The organism is Pseudomonas sp. NFACC04-2, assembly GCF_900119265.1.
GTDB lineage: Bacteria > Pseudomonadota > Gammaproteobacteria > Pseudomonadales > Pseudomonadaceae > Aquipseudomonas > Aquipseudomonas fluorescens_AA.
The window spans coordinates 188278-208587 of sequence record NZ_FPJC01000002.1; the positions used below are offsets into that span (position 1 = coordinate 188278).

Consider the following 20310-nt stretch of genomic DNA (forward strand, 5'->3'; position numbering starts at 1 on the left):
ATGATCGAACCGCGATGCATTTCGTTGAGTTCCACGCAACAATCCGTCTGGCTCGACCAACTGCTATCGCCCGACACCCCCTCCTACAACATCGGCGTAACCGTGGAAATCCACGGCACGGTGGACCACGCCCTGTTCGCCGCGGCGCTGCGAGCCGTGGTGGCCCAATTCGATGCATTGCGGCTGATGATCAGCGACCGCGACGGGCAGGTGGAGCAGCAGGTCGCCGAGCACCTACAGGTGCCGTTCACCTTCCACGATTGGCGCGGTGAGTCCGAGGACCGGGCCATGGCCGCCATCGAGCAATTGAATCGCACGCCGTTCTCGCTCCGCGGGCACCCTCTGTGGGGCATGGAATGGTTTCAACTGTCCGACACCCATGCGCTGTGGAACAGCCGCTACCACCACCTGATCTGCGACGGCACTTCGGTGGGCCTGGTCGGCCGGGCTGTCAGCGCCGCCTATAACCAACTGTTCGTCGACGAGCCACTCCAACTGGACCCGGCGTTGGCTCAGGGCTATCGCAACTTTGTCGCCAGCGACCGCGATTACCTCGATTCGGCGCGCCACGCCAAGGCACGGGATTTCTGGCTGGAGCAGTTCCCGGCACTGCCGGAACCGTTGTTCCAGAGTGCTTCGCCGTCCCGCGATCCGGCCAGCGCCAGCGAGCCGCAGCCCAGCGCCCAGGCGATCTGGACCCTGGGCCACCAGCGCCTGGCCCTCATGACCCAGTGGGCAAGAACCCAGGGCGCGACGTTGAGCCATTGTCTGAGCGCATTGCTGGCCGACTACTTTAGCCGGGTGACCGACCAGCGTGAGCGGCTGGTCATTGGCGTTCCGGTGCACAACCGTAGCAATCCCCTGCAGAAACGGACCGTGGGCATGTTCTCCTCGGTGCTGCCGCTGACGGTCGAGGTCGACCCCGCCGCCAGCTTCGTCGAGACCGTACAAAAGGTAACCAGCCAGACCCTGCGCAGCTACCGCCACCAACGCTACCCCCTGCAAAGTCTGCATCGTGAGTTGCGGGCGCGCGCCGGCCACCCCGGCCAGTTGTTCGAGCTGATGCTGTCGGTCGAACAGTACCCCGGCGACGTCAACCTTGCCTCAGCCCGCTGCGCTCTGCGTACCTGGCACAACGGTTATGAGCGCTATCCGTTGGCGATCTATCTGCGACATTACGAAGCCCAGGCCGAACCCTTCCTGGAATTCAACTACGACCCACGACTGTTCAGTGCCGAGCAGATGGCCACGCACCTGCGGCGCCTGGAGCGCTTGACCGATCAGGTCCTCGCCGAGCCAACCCGGGCCCTGGGCGACTGGGGGCTGCTGGACACAGCCGAACAGCAGCAGATCCTTGGCGATTTCAATGCCAGCAGCCGTGACTACCCGGCCGATGAACCGCTGCCTGTGCTCTTCGCCGGGCAGGTGCAACGGCGCCCCGATGCGTGTGCGCTGCTGGACGGCGCGCAGACCCTGAGCTATCGCCAGCTCGACCAACGGGCCGAGCGCCTGGCTGGGCATTTGGCGGCCTATGGGATTGGCGCCGGTGATGCAGTGGCGCTGTGCCTGGCCCGGGGCGCGACGCTGATCGTGTCGATCCTGGCGATCCTCAAGCGCGGCGCATGCTACGTCCCCATCGACCGAGAGGCCCCGACGGCCCATCAGGCGCGGGTACTGGCAGACTGTGGCAGCGCCTGGCTGCTGGTGGCGGGTGACGATCGGCCCGCACTGGAAAACGTCCGCTTCATTGACGTTGCAGCGCCAGACCATGTATTGGCTGAATCCCACCCGACCCGCGAGGCCGGCGATGTCGCCTACATCATGTACACCTCCGGTTCCACTGGAACGCCCAAGGGCGTGCAGGTGCCGCACCGTGCCATCACGCGGCTGGTGCGCAACAATGGCTTCGCCGAGTTCACCGCCCAGGACCGCTTCGCCCTCGCCGCCAACCCGGCCTTCGACGCCAGTACCCTGGAGATCTGGGGCGCACTGCTCAACGGCGGCTGCCTAGTGGTCTGCCCCAGGGAAACACTGCTGGACGCGGCCCGCTTCAACGAGCACCTGCTGCACCACGAAGTCAGCGTGCTCTGGCTCACCGCCGGGCTGTTCCATCAGTACGCCGAGGCCCTGGCGCCGGCCTTTGGCGCGCTGCGCTACCTGATGGTCGGCGGCGACGTGCTCGATCCGCGGCGCATCGAAAAGGTCCTGCGCCATTCGCCGCCCCAGCACTTGCTCAACGGCTACGGGCCGACGGAAAACACCACCTTCACCACCACTCACGCCATCACCCTCGAGGACGCGTTGGCCGGTGACATTCCCATCGGCCGGCCCGTGGGCAACACCCAGGTCTACGTGCTGGATGAACAGCGCCGCCCAGTGCCGATCGGGGTGGCCGGCGAGCTCTACGTCGGTGGTGATGGGCTCGCCCTGGGGTACCTGAATCAACCGCAACTGAGCGCAGAACGCTTCGTCGCCAACCCCTTCAGCCAGGCGCCCGGGGCACGCTTGTACCGCACCGGCGACCTGGTGCGCTGGCGCGCCGACGGCGTGCTGCTGTTTCTGGGCCGCAATGATTTCCAGGTGAAGATCCGTGGCTTTCGCATCGAGTTGGGGGAAATCGAAGCCCAGCTCAAGGCCCTGCCGGGTATCCGCGAGGCGGTGGTGCTGGCCGATGCCCAGCAGCGCCTGCTGGCCTACTTCAGCGCCACCGAGGCGCAAGCGCCCGCCGCCCTGCGCGCCCGCCTGGCGGTCGTGCTGCCGGACTACATGCTGCCGGCGGCTTTCGTCCAAGTGGAAGGTTTCGCGCTGACCGCCAACGGCAAGCTCGACCGCCACGCCCTGCCCGAGCCCGACGAGCAGCACTTCGCCCTGCACTGCTACGAAGCGCCCCAAGGGCCAGTGGAAACCCGACTCGCCGAGCTGTGGGCCGAGGTCCTCGGGGTGCCGCGGGTCGGTCGGCAAGACAACTTCTTCGCCCTCGGCGGGCATTCGTTGCTGGCGGTGCAGATGGTCGAGCAGTTGCGGGCCGAAGGCTGGCAGCTGGACGTGGGGACCTTGTTCAGCGCGGCGAACCTGCTCAATCTGGTATTGCTGCTGGAGAACCCGCTTGGTCCGGCCAAATCACAGGCGCTGCCTGAGGCATCCGCCATCGCGCCGGACTGCAAACGCATCACCCCGGCCATGCTGCCATTACTCAGTCTGCCACAGCCTCAGGTCGACCTGATCGTGACGGCGGTGGAAGGCGGCACCGCCAACGTGCAGGACATCTACCCCCTGGCGCCCCTGCAGGAAGGCTTGCTGTTCCAGCACCTGCTGCAACCGGCCGACGACGCTTACTTGTTACGCGCGACGCTGGCCTTCGACAGCCGCCCACGGCTGGACGCCTTCATCGCCGCCTTCGATCAGGTGATCGCCCGCCATGACATCCTGCGCAGCGCCGTGCTCTGGGAAGGCCTGGACGAGCCGGTGCAAGTGGTCTGGCGCGAGGCGCCCCTGCCGGTGGTCTGGCTGTCGGCAGGCGATGCCTTCGCCGAACAGCCCCTGGACATCCGCCGTGCGCCCCTGGCCCAGGCCTATGTGCGCTTCGACGCATCCAGCGGCCAATGGCAGTTGCAGTTGGTCCACCACCACCTGGCCATCGACCACGCCACCCTGGCGCTGTTGTTCGGCGAAGTCCGCACCTTGATGCAAGATCCGGGGCATCCACTGCCTCCGACCGTGGCGTTTCGCCGGTTCGTCGCCCAGGCCCGCGAGCACCGGCGCCAGGCCAGCGCCGAGGCCTATTTTCAGCGGCTGCTCGGCGGGCTCGACGAACCGACCCTGCCCTACGCGCTGCACGACATCCAGGGCTCGGGCCGCGACAACCGCGAGGCCCAGCGCTCACTCGACCCCGCCCTGGCCCGTCGCCTGCGGCAACTGGCCAAGACCCAGGCGGTAGGCGTCGCCAGCCTGTTCCACTTGGCCTGGGCAATGCTGGTGGGCAAGGCCAGCGGCCGCGACGACGTGGTCTTCGGTACGGTGCTGTTCGGCCGCTTCAGTGCCGGCCAGCAGGTGGAGCAGGCCCTGGGGCTGTTCATCAATACCCTGCCCCTGCGCATCGACCTCGACACGCCCCTGTACAGTGCCTTGCGCCAGACCCATGAACGACTGACCGAACTGCTCGCCCATGAACACGCGCCACTGGCCCTGGCCCAACGTTGCACGGCGCTGCCGACCCAGGCAGCGTTGTTCTCAGCGCTGCTGAATTTTCGCCACAGCCAGGCACAACGCTCGGCCCGCCCAGAGTTCGACCTGCCCGGGGTGCGCCTGCTGGGCAGCGAGGAACGCAGCAACTACCCGTTCTGCCTGTCCATCGATGACCTCGGCGAAGGCTTTGCCCTGACCGGACAGGTCCATCGTTCAGTCTGCGTCGACGCGGTCCTTGCGCAAATGATTCGGGCCTTGGAGGTGGTTGCACAGACCCTGGAAACCGCACCGGCCACCCGTGCCTGTGCCTTGGACATCCTACCTCTGGAGCAACGCCAGCAACTGCTGGAAGCGTTCAACGCCACACGGCAGGCGCATCCATGGGACACCCTGCTGCACCAGCCCTTCGAGCGGCAGGCGGCACTGCATCCCGACGCCGTGGCAGCGCAGTTCGAAACGGCCGCGGGAGCCCAGCTCAGCTATGCCCAGCTTAATCAGCAGGCGAACCAATTGGCCCACGCCCTGCTGACGGCCGGGGTGCGCCCCGATGACCGGGTAGCGATCAGCCTGCAACGTGGTCCAGACCTGTTGGTCGCCCTGCTCGCCACCTTGAAGGCCGGCGCGGCCTACGTACCGCTGGACCCCAACTACCCGGCGGCGCGCCTTGCGCACATGCTCGAAGACTGCGCGCCACGGCTGGTCCTGAGCAGCCAGGCCGTGGCCAGTGGGTTACCGACCACGGCGGTCGAATGCTGGCACCTGGATGCAGCGCAGTTGCGAGACCGGTTGGCGACCCTGCCCACGGAAAACCCCAGGGTAGCGGACCTGGGCCCAGCGCACCTGGCCTACGTCATCTACACCTCGGGCTCCACCGGCGTGCCCAAGGGGGTGATGATCGAGCACCGCAACGCCTGCAACCTGCTGCATTGGGCGCTACGCAGCTTCGACACCGAGGAATGGCGCCGCAGCCTGTTCGCCACTTCGATCAACTTCGACCTGGCAGTCTTCGAATGCTTCGCCCCGCTCGCCGCCGGCGCGACCCTGCACCTCGTGGAGAACGCCCTGGCGTTGGTGGCCCAACCCTGCCCTGTGTCGCTGATCAACGGCGTCCCCTCGGCGGTGGAAGAACTGGTCAGGGTCGGCGCTGTCCCGGACAGCACCCGGGTGGTCAACCTGGCGGGCGAACCGCTCAAGCCGCGATTGGTGGAACAATTGTTCGCCCGCAGTGCGACGCAACGGGTCTGCAATCTCTATGGGCCAACGGAAACCACCACCTATTCCACTTGGCTGTCGATGGACCGTGCCGGGGGCTACCGGCCCGGCATCGGCCGGCCCCTGGACAACACCCGTGTCTACCTGCTCGACCGTCATCGCCAGCCGGTGCCATTGGGCGTGGCCGGTGAGATCTACATCGGCGGAGCAGGCGTGGCGCGGGGTTATCTCAATCGTGCCGAACTGACCCAAGAGCGTTTTTTGTCCGACCCCTTCGTCGACGATCCCCAGGCGCGCATGTACCGCACCGGTGACCTGGGGCGCTGGCGAGCCGATGGTTCGCTGGATTACCTGGGACGCAACGACTTCCAGGTCAAGGTACGCGGGTTCCGCATCGAACTCGGGGAGATCGAAACGCAGTTGCTGAGCATGCCGGCGGTGCGCGAAGCGGTGGTGCTGGCGCAGCCCGGCCCTGCCGGTGATCCGCGGTTGGTGGCCTATCTGATAACGCAGGACTCGACCACGCCCGTTCCGGACTTGGCTGAAGTACGCGCCTATCTGGAAAGCCGCTTGCCGGACTATATGCTGCCCAGCGCCTGCGTCGCATTGGAGCAACTGCCACTGACGCCCAACGGCAAACTTGATCGCCAGGCCTTGCCGCTGCCCGAGGCGCAGGCCAGCAGTGCCGCCAGGCAGCCGCCGCAAGGGGACACCGAACGGCGGCTGGCGGCCATCTGGAGCCAGGTGCTGGGCGTCTCGGAAATCAGCCGTGACGACGACTTCTTCAGCCTTGGCGGGCATTCGCTGCTGGCGGTGCAATTACTCGAACAGTTGCGCCGCAATGGCTGGGACCTGGACATACGCAGCGTGTTCGAACGCTCGACACTGGCCGCCCAGGCCCTGCGCCTGGAAAACCTGGCCAGCGCTCCAGCGCCGGCACCAAGCGTGAGCGCCATCCCGACCCCGTGCGCCCGCATCACCCCGCAGATGCTGGATCTGGTGACCCTTTCCCAGGCGCAGATCGACCTGATCGCAGCGCGAGTGCCCGGCGGCGCCGGTAATATCCAGGACATTTATCCATTGGGCCCCTTGCAGGAGGGCATGCTCTATCACCACCGCGCCCAGCGCGAGGGCGATCGTTATGTGCTGCGCAGCCTGCTGGCCTTCACCGACGAGGCGCGCCTGCAACGTTTCTGCGCGGCGCTGGGCCAGGTCGTCGGCCGGCACGACGCACTGCGCACCCTGGTGCTCTGGGAGGACCTGGAGGAACCCGTGCAGGTGGTGCTGCGGCAGGTCGCGTTCACGCCTCGGTACCTGGCGCTGGAGGGTGACGACATCGCGGCGCGGCTGCAGGCCAGTGCTGACCCGCGCCACTACCGCCTCGACCTGCGACAGGCCCCGCTGATCGAGGCCCGAGTGGCCTTTGACCCGGCGCAGGAGCGCTGGTTGTTGCTGCTGTTGCATCACCATGTGGCGGTCGATCACACCTCCCTGGAATTGATGATCGAAGAGATCGCCCTGATCGAGGGCGGGCGCCCGGCGGACCTGCCGCCGCCCACCGGCACCCGAGCCTTGGTGGCCCAGGCCCGGCGCCCAGAAGCGGTGGCCGCCGCCCGCGTTTTTTTCAGCGAGCAGTTGGGCGATCTGGATGAACCCACCCTGCCCTTCGACCTTGACCTGCAAACCGATCCCCGCTGGCAGGCCCTGGAACACCAGCAGCCGCTGGCGCCGGAGCTGGCGCGCCGCCTGCGTCGCCAGGCCGAAGCCCACGGGGTGAGCGCGGCGAGTGTCTGCCACCTGGCCTGGGCCCTGGTGCTGGGGCGCCTGAGTGGGCGCGACGATGTGGTCTTTGGCACGGTACTGTTCGGCCGCCTGCAGGCTGGCGCCCACGCCGACCGGACCTTGGGCCTGTTCATCAACACCCTTCCACTGCGGGTGCGCCTGGACGGCGGCGTCCTCGCCATCCTGCGGCAGGTCCAGGACACCCTCAACGGTCTGCTCTGCCACGAGCAGACCCCGCTGGCCCTGGCCCAGCGTTGCAGCGCGGTAGCGCCGGGGACGGCGTTGTTCAGCGCCTTGTTCAATTACCGCTACAGCCATGCCGGCCAGGCCAATGTGCACCAAGCCATGCCCGGGATGACCCTGCTGCACAGCGAGGAGCGAACCCATTACCCCTTCAACCTGGCGGTGGACGATCTGGGCGAAGGTTTCCAGCTGACCGCCCAGACCCACCCCGACCATGCGCCGGAACGGCTGCTGAGCTTCATGCTGGCGGCCCTGCACGCCCTGGTGGATGCACTGGAACAGACCGACGATGGGCACATCCAGTCATTGGACGTATTGCCGGCCGCCGAGCAGGCCCGGTTGAATCGCCTCAACCCAGTGCTCTCCGTGTCAGCGCCCGACGGCACCCTGCACGGGCGCTTCGCCGAGCAGGCCGCTCGCCGCCCCGACGCCCTTGCGCTGATCGACGAGCACCGCCAACTGAGCTTTCGACAGCTCGATGAACAGGCCAACCGCCTGGCCCATCACTTGCTGGACCAGGGCGTACGCCCCGGACAACGGGTCGCGGTGTGCCTGGACCGCGAGGCGCACCTGGCGATCGCCTTGCTGGCGGTGTGGAAAGCCGGCTGCGCCTATGTGCCGCTGGACCCTGATTATCCGGCTCCGCGGCTGGCCTTCATGCTGCAAGACAGCGCTCCGGCGGCGCTGCTCTCCCAGGAGCGAGTGCGCGAGGGGCTGCCGGCATTCGACGCCGGGCCGCTGATCTGCCTGGATGCCGTTCCTGCCACCTGGCAGCAGGCCGCTACCGACGATCCGCACATCGGCACCCAGCCCAGCGACCTCGCCTATTTGATCTACACCTCAGGCTCCACCGGCCAGCCCAAGGGCGTCATGGTCGAGCACCGCTCGGTGCTCAACCTCTGGGCCGGGTTGCACCAGCGTCTGGCAGACCTGCCGGCCGGTACGCGCTGCTCGCTCAACGCCTCGGTGGCCTTCGATGCCTCAGTCCAGCAGTTGTGTCAGTGGCTGAGCGGCCACTGCCTGGTGTTGATTCCAAAACGCGTGCGCCTGGACGCAGCGGCCCTGCTCGATTACCTGCGGAGCCGGCAGGTAACCCTATTCGACTGCACCCCGACCCAGTTGCAAGCGCTGCTCAAGCATCGCCAGACGCTGGCCCTGCCCCAGCCGCTGCCCCGCCGCCTGCTGCTCGGCGGCGAGGCCGTCCCCGCAGAGCTCTGGCAGCAACTGGCCGGCGAGCCTGGCGTGCGGGTGCTGAACGTCTACGGCCCGACCGAGTGTACGGTCGACACCACCAGCGCCTGGCTGGATCAGCATCCGCTGCCCAGCCTTGGCCTGCCCCTGCCCAATACTCAGGTGCACGTGCTCGATCATCACGGTCGGCGCGCGCCGCTGGGGGTGGTGGGTGAAATCCACATTGGCGGCCGAGGCGTGGCCCGTGGCTACTGGCAGCGCGAGGCGCTAACCCGGGAGCGGTTCATCGCCGACCCGTTCTCGACCCAGCCCGACGCGCGTCTCTACCGCACCGGCGACCTCGGTCGCTGGGAGCTCGATGGCAGCCTCAGCTACCTTGGCCGCACCGACTTCCAGGTGAAGATCCATGGGCACCGCATCGAGCTGGGGGAGATCGAAAGCCATCTGTTGGCGCTGCCCGGTGTTCGGCAAGCGGTGGTGGTCGGTCGTCCCGATCGCCATGGCGTGGCCCGACTGATCGCGTACCTGATGGGCGACGCGCCACCGACGCCGGCACAGGCGCGGACGGCCCTGGGCGAACGCTTGCCTGAGTCGATGCTGCCCAGCGCCTATGTGCGCCTGGATAGCCTGCCCTTGACGGCCAACGGCAAGCTCGACCGCAATGCCCTGCCCGAACCCGACGCCCAGGCGTACGTGCAAACCCGTTACGAAGCCCCCCAAGGCGACATCGAGATAGCCCTGGCGGCCATCTGGTGCGAGCTGCTGAACGTCGAGCGGGTCAGCCGGCACGACAACTTCTTCGCCCTCGGCGGCCACTCGCTGATTGCCATGGGGCTGGTGGAGCGCATGCGCCAGCACCACCTGCGGGTCGACATCAGCCAATTGTTCACCGCACCGACCCTTGCTGGTCTGGCCGCGGCCACGACTCCATTGAAGGAACTGCTCCTGTGACTGCGGATCAATTGCTGGCTCTGCTCAAACACCGCGGCGTGACCCTGTCGTTGCGCGGCGACCAACTTTCGGTGGTGGCCGACGATGAAGTGCTGGCCGACCAGGCGCTGATCGCCCTCCTGCGCAGCCACAAGCCGGCGCTGATCGAAGCCCTGCGCCAGCCTGCGGCGCAGCCCGCCGGCACCAGCGGACTGCCGGCGGGCACCACCGCCATCAACCCGGTGTTGCTCGACCTTTGCCAGCTCGAGGCGGCTCAGATCGAGGGCATCGTCGCCAGCGTTCCGGGCGGTGCCGCCAATATCCAGGACATCTACCCGCTGGTGCCCCTGCAGGCCGGCATCCTTTTCCACCACCTGCTTCAGGAACGTGGCGATACCTACCTGCTGCACGTGCTACTGGCCTTCGATGACGAACCGCGCCTGCGCCGCTTCATGGACGCTCTCAACCAGGCCATCGCCCGCCACGACATCCTGCGCACCGCGCTGGCCTGGGAAGGTCTCGACGCGCCAGTCCAGGTGGTGTGGCGTCAGGCTCCGCTGACACTGGAACTGTTCCACCCGCCCGCGGGCGACGTGGCCACCGCGCTGCGCACCTGGACCGATCCCAGGGAGCATCGGCTGGACCTGCGCCAGGCACCCCTGATGCGCGCGGTGGCTGCAGCGGATCCGGCAAACGGTCGCTGGCTGCTGCAACTGCTGCACCACCATGCGGTGATGGACCATACATCGCTGGAGCGGCTGGTGAGCGAGGTCGCGGCGATCCAGCAGGGCCGCCTGGCCGACCTGCAACCGCCACGCCCGTTCCGTGATTTCGTGGTCCGCGCCCGCCAGGGCCTGAGCGAAGCGCAACACGCGGCATTCTTCACCGAGCTGCTTGGCGATATCGACGAGCCCACCGCGCCCTGCGGGCTGCTCGATGTGCGCGGCGACGGCAGCCAGGTGCAGACCCTGGAAGCGCCGCTGGCGCTGGATCTGAGCCGGCGCATCCGCGAACTGTCGCGCCGCCTGGAAGTCAGCAGCGCCAGTCTGTTCCATCTGGCCTGGGCCTTGGTGCTGGGTAAGACCAGCGGCCGTGACGACGTGGTGTTCGGCACGGTGATGTTCGGTCGCCTGCTGGGCGCCGCCGAAGCGGCCACTGCCATGGGCCTGTTCATCAATACGTTGCCGTTGCGGGTGCGCCTGGCGGTGCCGGTGAGGCAAGCCCTGCGCGACACCCATGGGTTACTCAGCCGGTTGATCGCCCATGAGCACGCGCCCTTGGGCCTGGCCCAACGCTGCAGCGCGCTGCCCAACGGCACGGCGCTGTTCTCGGCGCTGCTCAACTACCGGCACAGCACGGCCCAGGGGCATGCCCCGGTGCTCGATGGCATGCAGGTTCTGGGCGGTGAGGAACGCACCAACTATCCCTTCAACCTGTCGGTGGACGACCTGGGCGATGGGTTTTCGCTGAGCCTGCAAATCGATCCCCTGGTGGGCGCGGCCCCGGTGCTTAGCTGGCTGCAAACGGCCCTGGATAACCTGCTCGCCGCGCTGGAAGACTCACCCCAGCGCCTGGCCTGCCATCTTTCGATACTCCCGGAGGCGGAGCGTGAGCAACTGCTGCGCACGTTCAACGCTACTGCCCGGCCGCTGCCCGAGCGGGACCTGTTGCACCTGGCCCTGGAACGTCAGGCCGAACGCCAGCCCCAAGCCATCGCCGCGCGTTTCGACGCGGCCGATGGCGCCAGCCCGTTGACCTATGGAGCGCTCAACGCCCAGGCCAATCGCCTTGCCCACCTGTTGCTGGGCGCCGGCGTGCAGCCGGACAGCCGGGTAGCGATCTGCCTGGAGCGTGGCCCGCATCTGCTGGTCGCCCTGCTCGGCATCCTCAAGGCCGGTGCGGCCTATGTACCGCTGGACCCGGCGTATCCGCGCGAGCGGCTGTCGCACATGCTCGAAGACAGCGCGCCCCAGGCGTTGCTGACCACCACCGCACTGCAAGCCAGCGTGACGGCGCCGGCGGGTTGCGCCGCCCTGTGCCTGGATGATCCGCAGACCCAGGCCCTTCTGGCCGAGCAACCGGCCGACAACCCGGACCCGGCGCGCCTGGGCCTGACCGGCGCGCACCTGGCCTACGTGATCTATACGTCGGGTTCCACCGGCCTGCCCAAGGGCGTGATGATCGAGCACCGCAATGCTTGCAACCTGTTGCACTGGGCGCTGCGCACCTTCGATGCCGAAAGTCTGCGCGACAGTCTGTTTGCCACCTCGATCAACTTCGACCTGGCGGTCTTCGAGTATTTCGTGCCCTTGGCCGCCGGTGCGACCCTGCACCTGGCCACCAATGCCCTGGCCCTGCTCGACCGTCCGGTTCCAGTCACACTGATCAACAGCGTGCCCTCGGCGCTCGATGCGCTGGTGGGGGCCGCGGCGATCCCGGCCTCGACGCGGGTGGTCAACCTGGCCGGCGAACCACTCAAGCAGGACCTGGTGCAAAGGATCTTCGACCACAGTGAAGTGCAGCGCCTGTGCAACCTGTATGGACCGTCGGAAACCACCACCTATTCGACCTGGGTGGCGATGGACCGCGCCGAGGGCTTCGTACCGGGCATCGGTCGACCGCTGGACAACACCCAGGTCTACCTGCTCGATGCGCACCGGCAACTGGTGCCCCGGGGCGTGGTGGGCGAGCTGTACATCGGCGGCGCCGGTGTCGCTCGGGGTTACCTGAACCGGCCGGCGCTGACCGAGGAGCGCTTCCTCCCGGACCCCTTCGCAGCCCAGCCCGGCGCGCGGATGTACCGCACCGGCGACCTTGGTCGCTGGACCGGGGATGGACAACTGCTCTACCTGGGGCGCAACGACTTCCAGGTCAAGGTGCGCGGCTATCGTATCGAACTGGGCGAAATCGAAAGCGCCCTGACACGTGTTCCCGGGGTGCAGCATGCCGTGGTCGTGGCTCGTCAGGAGCCAAGCGGCGATGCGCGGCTGGTGGCGTATTGGGTGGCCCAGCCGAAAGCGGCGCCTGACGAGGCGATACTGCGCGACGCCCTGGTGGCGGTACTGCCCGAGTACATGCAACCCAGCGCCTACGTGGCCCTGCCCGCCCTGCCACTGACGCCCAATGGCAAGCTCGATCGCAGCGCGCTGCCGGCACCGGAACAGGCCGCCAGCGGACACTTCGAAGCGCCCCTGGGTCCGCTGGAAAACCAACTGGCGACGATCTGGGGGCGCCTGTTGGGCAGGCCACGGATCGGCCGCGACGAGCATTTTTTCCAGGCCGGTGGCCACTCTCTGCTGGCGGTGCAGCTGGTTTCCCAACTGCGTCAGCAATTGCGTGTCGAACTGCCCTTGGCCAGCGTGTTCGATCACCCGACGCTGCAACGCCAGGCACGGGCCATCGAAGCCCTGGGCGCGGCCGGGCTCCAAGGCGCGGCGCCGATCCCGGCCGGTCCACGGCCGGCGCGGCTGCCGTTGTCATTTGCCCAACAACGCCTGTGGTTCATCGCCCACCTGGATGCCCAGGCCAGCGCGGCCTACCACATGGCCGGAGGCCTGCGGCTGCGCGGCGAGCTGAATGAAGCGGCCCTGGGCGCCGCGCTGGCGCGCATCGTCGAGCGGCACGAAGCCTTGCGCAGCCGTTTTGTTTCCGACGGCGGGGAGCCGTGCCAGGTGGTGGATCCCGGGCATTCGCTGGTGATGCCGTGCCACGACCTGCGGGATCAGTCGCCAGCCCAGTTGCAGGCCCATTACATCGCTGAAGCCCAGGCGCCTTTCGATCTGACCGGCGGCCCGCTGTTTCGCACCCGCCTGTTGCGCCTGGCCGAGCAGGAGCACGTCCTGCTGGTGACCCTGCACCACATTGTCGGCGACGCCTGGTCTCTGGGCGTGCTGACCCGGGAGTTGAGCGAGCTGTACCGGGCTTTTTGCCGGGGGCAAGCCGATCCGCTGCCACCGCTGGCCATCCAGTACGCCGACTACGCCCTATGGCAACGCTCCCCGCGCCAGGCGCAACGCATCGCTGAGCAATTGAACTACTGGCGCACCCAGCTGGCCGACGCGCCCCCTTCGTTGAACCTGGCCCTGGACCGGCCGCGCCCGGCCCGACAGGACTTCACCGGTGCCAGCCTGGAGCTGAGCATCGACGCCGCGCTGGTGCGGTCCCTCAAGCACTTGAACGAACGCCACGGCACGACATTGTTCATGACCGTGCTGGCCGCCTGGTCGGTGGTCCTTGGCCGGTTGTCGGGGCAGGATGACCTGGTCATCGGCTCGGTGCTGGCGAATCGCACCCGTGCCGAGGTCGAGCCGCTGATCGGCTTCTTCGTCAACACCCAGGCCTTGCGGGTGCGCCTCGACCGGGTCAGCCAGGTCGGCGAGCTGCTGGCCCAAGTGCGACGCACTGCGCTGGATGCCCAGGCCCATCAGGACCTGGCTTTCGAGCAATTGGTGGAAGCCTTGAACCCGTCGCGTTCGTTGGCCCACAGTCCGATCTTCCAGGTCGTGCTGGCCTGGCAGAATGCTCCGCAGCCGAGCCTGGCGCTGGACGACCTGGAAGTGACCCCGCTGTCCACCGATGAGGACAGCGCCAAGTTCGACCTGACCCTGAACCTGTATGAACGCGATGGTGCGATCGGCGGTCGGCTGGCCTACGCCACGGCGCTGTTCGACCCCGGCACCGTCGAGCGTCACTGGCAGGCGCTGTGCGCCACGTTGCAGGCGATGGCTGAGAACGACCAGCTGCCGCTCCACGCGCTGTCGATCCTCGGCGCGGATGAACGTCGGCAGGTGCTCCACGGATTCAATGAAACCATCCGCGATTACCCTGCCGACGAGCCCCTGCACCGTCTGTTCGAGGCCCAGGCCCAGCGCCGGCCCGACGCCACCGCGGTGCAGGACGGCGACCACTTGCTCAGTTACCGCCAGCTCGACCAACAGGCCGAGCAGTTGGCGCACTGGTTGGCCGAGCACGGCGTCACCCCGGGCGCCCGGGTCGCCCTGAGCCTTGCGCGCGGCCCGCGCTTGGCCACGGCGGTCCTGGCGATCCTGAAAAACGGCGCGACCTACGTGCCCATCGACACCGCCACCCCGCCGCAGCGTCAACGCGCGTTGCTGGACGACTGTGCCAGCGCCTGGCTGCTCTGTGACAACCCGGACGCGCCGGTGCAAGGTATGGGCTACCAGATTTTGTGCCCTTGGGATCGCCTTACGAGCGCGGGCGAACCCACCCCGCCGCGTCAGCCTGTCACAGTGTCGAGCGAGGCGCCGGCCTACATCATGTACACCTCCGGTTCCACCGGAACGCCCAAGGGCGTTCAGGTGCCGCACCGTGCCATCACCCGGCTGGTGCGCAACAATGGCTTCGCCGAGTTCACCGCCCAGGACCGCTTCGCCCTCGCCGCCAACCCGGCCTTCGACGCCAGTACCCTGGAGATCTGGGGTGCGCTGCTCAACGGCGGTTGCCTGGTGGTCTGCCCCAGGGAAACACTGCTGGACGCGGCCCGCTTCAACGAGCACCTGCTGCACCACGAAGTCAGCGTGCTCTGGCTCACCGCCGGGCTGTTCCATCAGTACGCCGAGGCCCTGGCGCCGGCCTTTGGCGCGCTGCGCTACCTGATGGTCGGCGGCGACGTGCTCGATCCGCGGCGCATCGAAAAGGTCCTGCGCCATTCGCCGCCCCAACACTTGCTCAACGGCTACGGGCCGACGGAAAACACCACCTTCACCACCACTCACCCCATCACCCTCGAGGACGCGTTGGCCGGTGACATTCCCATCGGCCGGCCCGTGGGCAACACCCAGGTCTACGTGTTGGATGAACAGCGCCGCCCAGTGCCGATCGGGGTGGCCGGCGAGCTCTACGTCGGTGGTGATGGGCTCGCCCTGGGGTACCTGAATCAACCGCAACTGAGCGCAGAACGCTTCGTCGCCAACCCCTTCAGCCAGGCGCCCGGGGCACGCTTGTACCGCACCGGCGACCTGGTGCGCTGGCGCGCCGACGGCGTGCTGCTGTTTCTGGGTCGCAATGATTTCCAGGTGAAGATCCGCGGCTTTCGCATCGAGTTGGGAGAAATCGAAGCCCAGCTCAAGGCACTGCCGGGGATCGGCGAGGCGGTGGTGCTGGCCGATGCCCAGCAGCGCCTGCTGGCCTACTTCAGCGCCACCGAGGCGCAAGCGCCCAACGCCTTGCGCGCCCGCCTGGCGGCCGTGCTGCCGGACTACATGCTGCCGGCGGCTTTCGTCCAGGTGGAAGGTTTCGCGCTGACCGCCAACGGCAAGCTCGACCGCCACGCCCTGCCCGAGCCCGACGAGCAGCACTTCGCCCTGCACTGCTACGAAGCGCCCCAAGGGCCAGTGGAAACCCGCCTCGCCGAGCTGTGGGCCGAGGTCCTCGGGGTGCCGCGAGTCGGTCGACAGGACAACTTCTTTGCCCTGGGCGGGCATTCGTTGCTGGCGGTGCAACTGGTGGAACAGCTGCGGGTACAAGGCTGGCCGCTGGATGTACGCACACTGTTCAGCGCCCCCAGTGTCGCCGCGCTGGCCGACTGCCTGGCACAGCGCTCGGCGGTCCCGAGTCTTAAGCTTGCATCGCTGCAGGCGACGATACCTCCTGGCTGCAGCCGTATCGTCCCTGAGCTGCTGCCCCTGGTGGAACTGACCCAGGCGCAGATCGACGCCATCGTGGCCCAGGTCGAGGGTGGCGCTGCCAACGTGCAGGACATCTACCCCCTGGCGCCTCTGCAAGAAGGCTTGTTCTTTCACTCCCTGCTGCAGGAAGAAGGCGACACCTACCTGTTGCACACCACCCTGGCCTTCGACGACGAAGCCGGCCTGGACGGTTTTTGCCAGGCGCTGCAACAGGTCATCGCCCGCCACGACATCCTGCGTACCGCCCTGGCCTGGGAAGGTCTGGAACAGCCGGTGCAGGTAGTCTGGCGTGACGCGTCGCTGCCCATCGAGGTGCTGCCTATCACCGAGGCCGACGCCCTCGCCCAGTTGCAGGCGCACACCCATCCACGGCAGCGCCGCCTGGATATCCGCCAGGCGCCCCTGCTGCGGGTCGTCAAGGCCTTCGACGCCGCCGGGCAACGCTGGCTGCTGCAAGTGCTGCACCATCACTTGGTGCTGGACCACACCACCTTGGAGCGGATGGTCGAGGAAATCGTGCTGATCCAGCAGGGTCGTGCCGCGCAACTGCGCGAGCCGGTGCCGTTCCGCGCCTTTGTTGCCCACGCCCGGCACGGCCAGGACAGCGCCCGCCAACAACAGTTTTTCGAAGCCATGCTGGCGGACGTCAGCGAACCCACCGCGCCGTTCGGCCTGCTGGACGTGCAGAACACCGGAGCCCTGGACGAAGCCCGGGGCGTCCTCGACCCGACGCTGGCGCTGGCCCTGCGGCAAACGGCACGCCGGCACCAGGTGAGCGTCGCCAGCCTGTTCCACCTGGCCATGGCGTTGGTATTGGGCAAGGCCACGGGCCGCGCCGACGTGGTGTTCGGCACCGTGTTGCTGGGTCGTCTGCAGGGGATCGAGGGGGCGGACCAGGCCTTGGGAGTGTTCATCAACACCCTGCCGCTGCGCATCGGCTTCGCGCAGACTTCGGTAATCGACAGCCTGCAGCAAACCCATCAGGCGCTGCTGGGCCTGCTTGAGCATGAGCACGCGCCACTGACGCTGGCCCAGCGCTGCAGTGGCGTGGCGGCGGGAACGCCGCTGTTTTGCGCGTTGCTGAATTTTCGCTACAGCCTGGAGGACACGCCTCACCAGAGCGTCGCTGGCATGCAGGTGCTGAGCACCGCCGAGCGCACGAACTACCCCTTCACCTTCTCGGTGGACGATCTCGGCCAGGGCTTTGGCATCACCGCACAGATTGCCGGTTCGGTGGGTGCGCAGCGGGCGCGGGGATTCTTGGAACAAGCCCTCGCCAGCCTGGTGCAAGCCCTGGACAGTAGCCCGCAACGTCTGGCCCGAACCCTGGATGTGCTGCCGCCAGCGGAACTCGCGCAACTGGCCCGGTTCAACGCCACGGCGCGTCCCCAGCCCCAGCGTGCCCTGCTCCACGAGCGCTTCGAGGCCCAGGCCCGGCAGACCCCGCAGGCCCTGGCAGTGCATTGCAAGGGCCGCCGGCTCAGCTACGCCGAGCTCGACCGCCAGGCCAATCACCTGGCGCGGCGCCTGCAAGCGCTGGGCGTCGGACCTGAGGCGCGGGTCGGCATCCATCTGCGCCGTAGTCCGGAACTGATCGTCGCCCTTTTCGCCGTACTCAAAGCCGGCGGTGCCTACGTGCCGCTGGATCCGGCCTATCCGGCGCAGCGCCTGGCCTACATGCTCGACGACAGCGCCCCGCTGGCGCTGCTGACGCTGGCCGACGCGCCGCTGGAACTGGCGCTGGCCGACGATTGCCACCGCGTGAACGTCGATGAAGTGCTGCGCGGCAGCGAAACCGCGACCAGCGACGCGCCGCTGGCTCCAGGGCTGGAAGGCCAGCATCTGGCCTACATGATCTACACCTCCGGCTCCACTGGACAACCCAAGGGGGTGATGATCGAACACCGCAACGCGCGCAATTTCCTCGACTGGGCCCTGGGCAGTTTCACGCCGCAAGTGCTGAGCCAGAGCCTGTTCAGCACCTCCATCAACTTCGATCTGTCGGTATTCGAATGCTTCGCGCCGCTGTCCTGCGGCGGCACCCTGGAGCTGGTGGACGATGCCCTCGCCCTGCTCGACCAGCGTCCGGAGCTGAGCCTGATCAATACGGTGCCCTCGGCCCTCGATGCGCTGTTGCGCGCAGAAGCCCTGGCGGACTCGTTGGAGAACGTCAACCTGGCTGGCGAGGCGCTGCCCCGGGCCCTGGTGCAGCGCCTGTTCGAGCAGAGCCGCGTGCGTCAGGTCAACAACCTCTATGGCCCGACCGAGACCACGGTCTACTCGACCTGGGCGGCGATGGACCGCGAAGTCGGCTTCGTCCCGCACATCGGCCGGCCCATCGACAACACCCAGGTGCACGTCCTCGATGACGCCATGCAGCGGCTGCCCGTAGGCGTACCGGGTGAGCTGTATATCGGCGGTGCTGGCGTTGGACGCGGCTACCACCGGCGGCCCGATCTGACCCGTGAACGCTTCCTCGCCGACCCCTTCAGCGATCAGCCCGGGGAGCGGCTGTACCGCACAGGCGACCTGGGCTTCTGGGACGTCCACGGCCAGCTCCACTACCTGGGGCGCAATGACTTCCAGGTCAAGATCCGCGGCTTCCGCATCGAACTGGGGGAGATCGAAAGCGCCCTGTTGGCGCTGCCGCCAGTGGCCGCGACGGCAGTCCTGGCGGTCCCGCGCAATGGCCGCGAGCCGGCGCTGGTGGCTTACGCCGTGGCCAGTCCTGGCCACGGGCCGTTGGCGCCGGCGGCCCTGCGCGACGCCCTGGCGAACCGGCTGCCGGGCTATATGGTACCGGCGGTCATCATGCCGCTGGACGCCCTGCCGCTGACACCCAACGGCAAACTCGACCGCGGCGCCCTGCCACTGCCCGGCGAGGAGGCCTGGAGCAGCCAGGCCTACGAAGCTCCGCGGGGTGAGCAGGAAACCCTCATGGCCGCCATCTGGCGCGACCTGCTGGGGGTCGCCCGGGTCGGCCGGCACGACAATTTCTTCGAATTGGGCGGCCATTCACTGCTGGCGGTCCAATGGGTCTCGCGGGTGCGCCAGCGCCTGGGCCTGGAATTGCCCCTGGCGACCCTGTACGCGAACCCGACCGTTGCAGCCCTGGCCCCGCTGATGGCAGGCGCGGCGCGCTCTGCCCTGACGGCGATCCCGGTATTGCCGGACACTGCCGAACGGCCGCTGTCGTTCGCCCAACAGCGGCTGTGGTTCATCAGCCGCCTGGACGCCCAGGCGAGCGCCGCCTACCACATCAGCGGCGCCCTGGCCCTGGATGGCGAACTCGACGAAGCCGCCTTGGACCAGGCCCTGACCCGGATCGTCGAGCGCCATGGGGTGCTGCGCACCCGGTTCGTTGAACAGGACGGCGAAGTCCGGCAGGTCATCGAGCCAGAGCCGCGCTGGGGATCCTCGCGCCTGACCCTGGACGCCAACGACGACGCCGGCCTGCGGGCGGCCCTGGCCACCGAAGCGGCGCAACCGTTCAACCTGAGCGAAGGGCCCTTGCTGCGGGCTCTACGGGTGCGACTGCAGGACCAGCGCCATGTGCTGCACCTGACACTGCACCACATCATCGCCGACGGCTGGTCCATCGGCGTGCTGGTGGACGAACTGTCGGCCCTCTATAAGGCCTTTCGCCGGGGCACCCCGGACCCGCTGCCGGCCCTGGCGATCCAGTACGCCGACTATGCCGCCTGGCAACGCCAGTGGCTGGCCGGCGAGCGCGGTGCCGAACAGCTGGCCTACTGGCTCGCGCACCTGCGCGACGCACCGGCACGCATCGACCTGCCCAGCGACCGGCCGCGGCCGCCACGACAGGACTTCAGTGGCGCGCGCCTGGCGGTCGCCCTCGATCAATCCACCAGCGCCGCGCTCAAGGAACTGGGCCGGCGCCACGGCACCTCGCTGTACATGACCCTGTTGGCCGCCTGGGCCGTGGTGGTCGGGCGCCTGGCCGACCAGGAGCAGGTGGTGATCGGAACACCCGTGGCCAACCGCACCCGCGCTGAAGTCGAGCCTCTGATCGGCTTTTTCGTCAACACCCAGGCACTGTGCGTCGACCTGCGCGAGGAACCGGACGTTGGCCAATTGCTGGCCCAGGTCCGCGAGCATG

The 20310-nt window shown here is 67.8% G+C and carries 2 protein-coding genes (1 of these 2 only partly in view); both read left to right on the forward strand.

Annotated features, from left to right (window positions below):
• Positions 1–9564 carry a non-ribosomal peptide synthetase gene (locus tag BT125_RS03150; protein WP_072405138.1) on the forward strand — a complete coding sequence of 3188 codons (9564 nt, stop codon included), beginning with the start codon at positions 1–3 and terminating at the stop codon, positions 9562–9564.
• On the forward strand, positions 9561–20310 hold the 5' portion of the coding sequence (locus BT125_RS03155; protein WP_072405139.1) for a non-ribosomal peptide synthase/polyketide synthase. 7064 nt of this gene lie beyond the right edge of the window; the window shows 10750 of its 17814 coding nt (coding positions 1–10750); the start codon lies at positions 9561–9563; its stop codon lies off the right edge, out of view. The genes BT125_RS03150 and BT125_RS03155 overlap by 4 nt, the downstream gene beginning before the upstream one ends.

What these genes read in the sequence shown, in the direction of transcription:
- BT125_RS03150 (WP_072405138.1), top strand. Translation starts at nt 1, where the DNA reads ATGATCGAACCGCGATGCATTTCGTTGAGTTCCACGCAACAATCCGTC.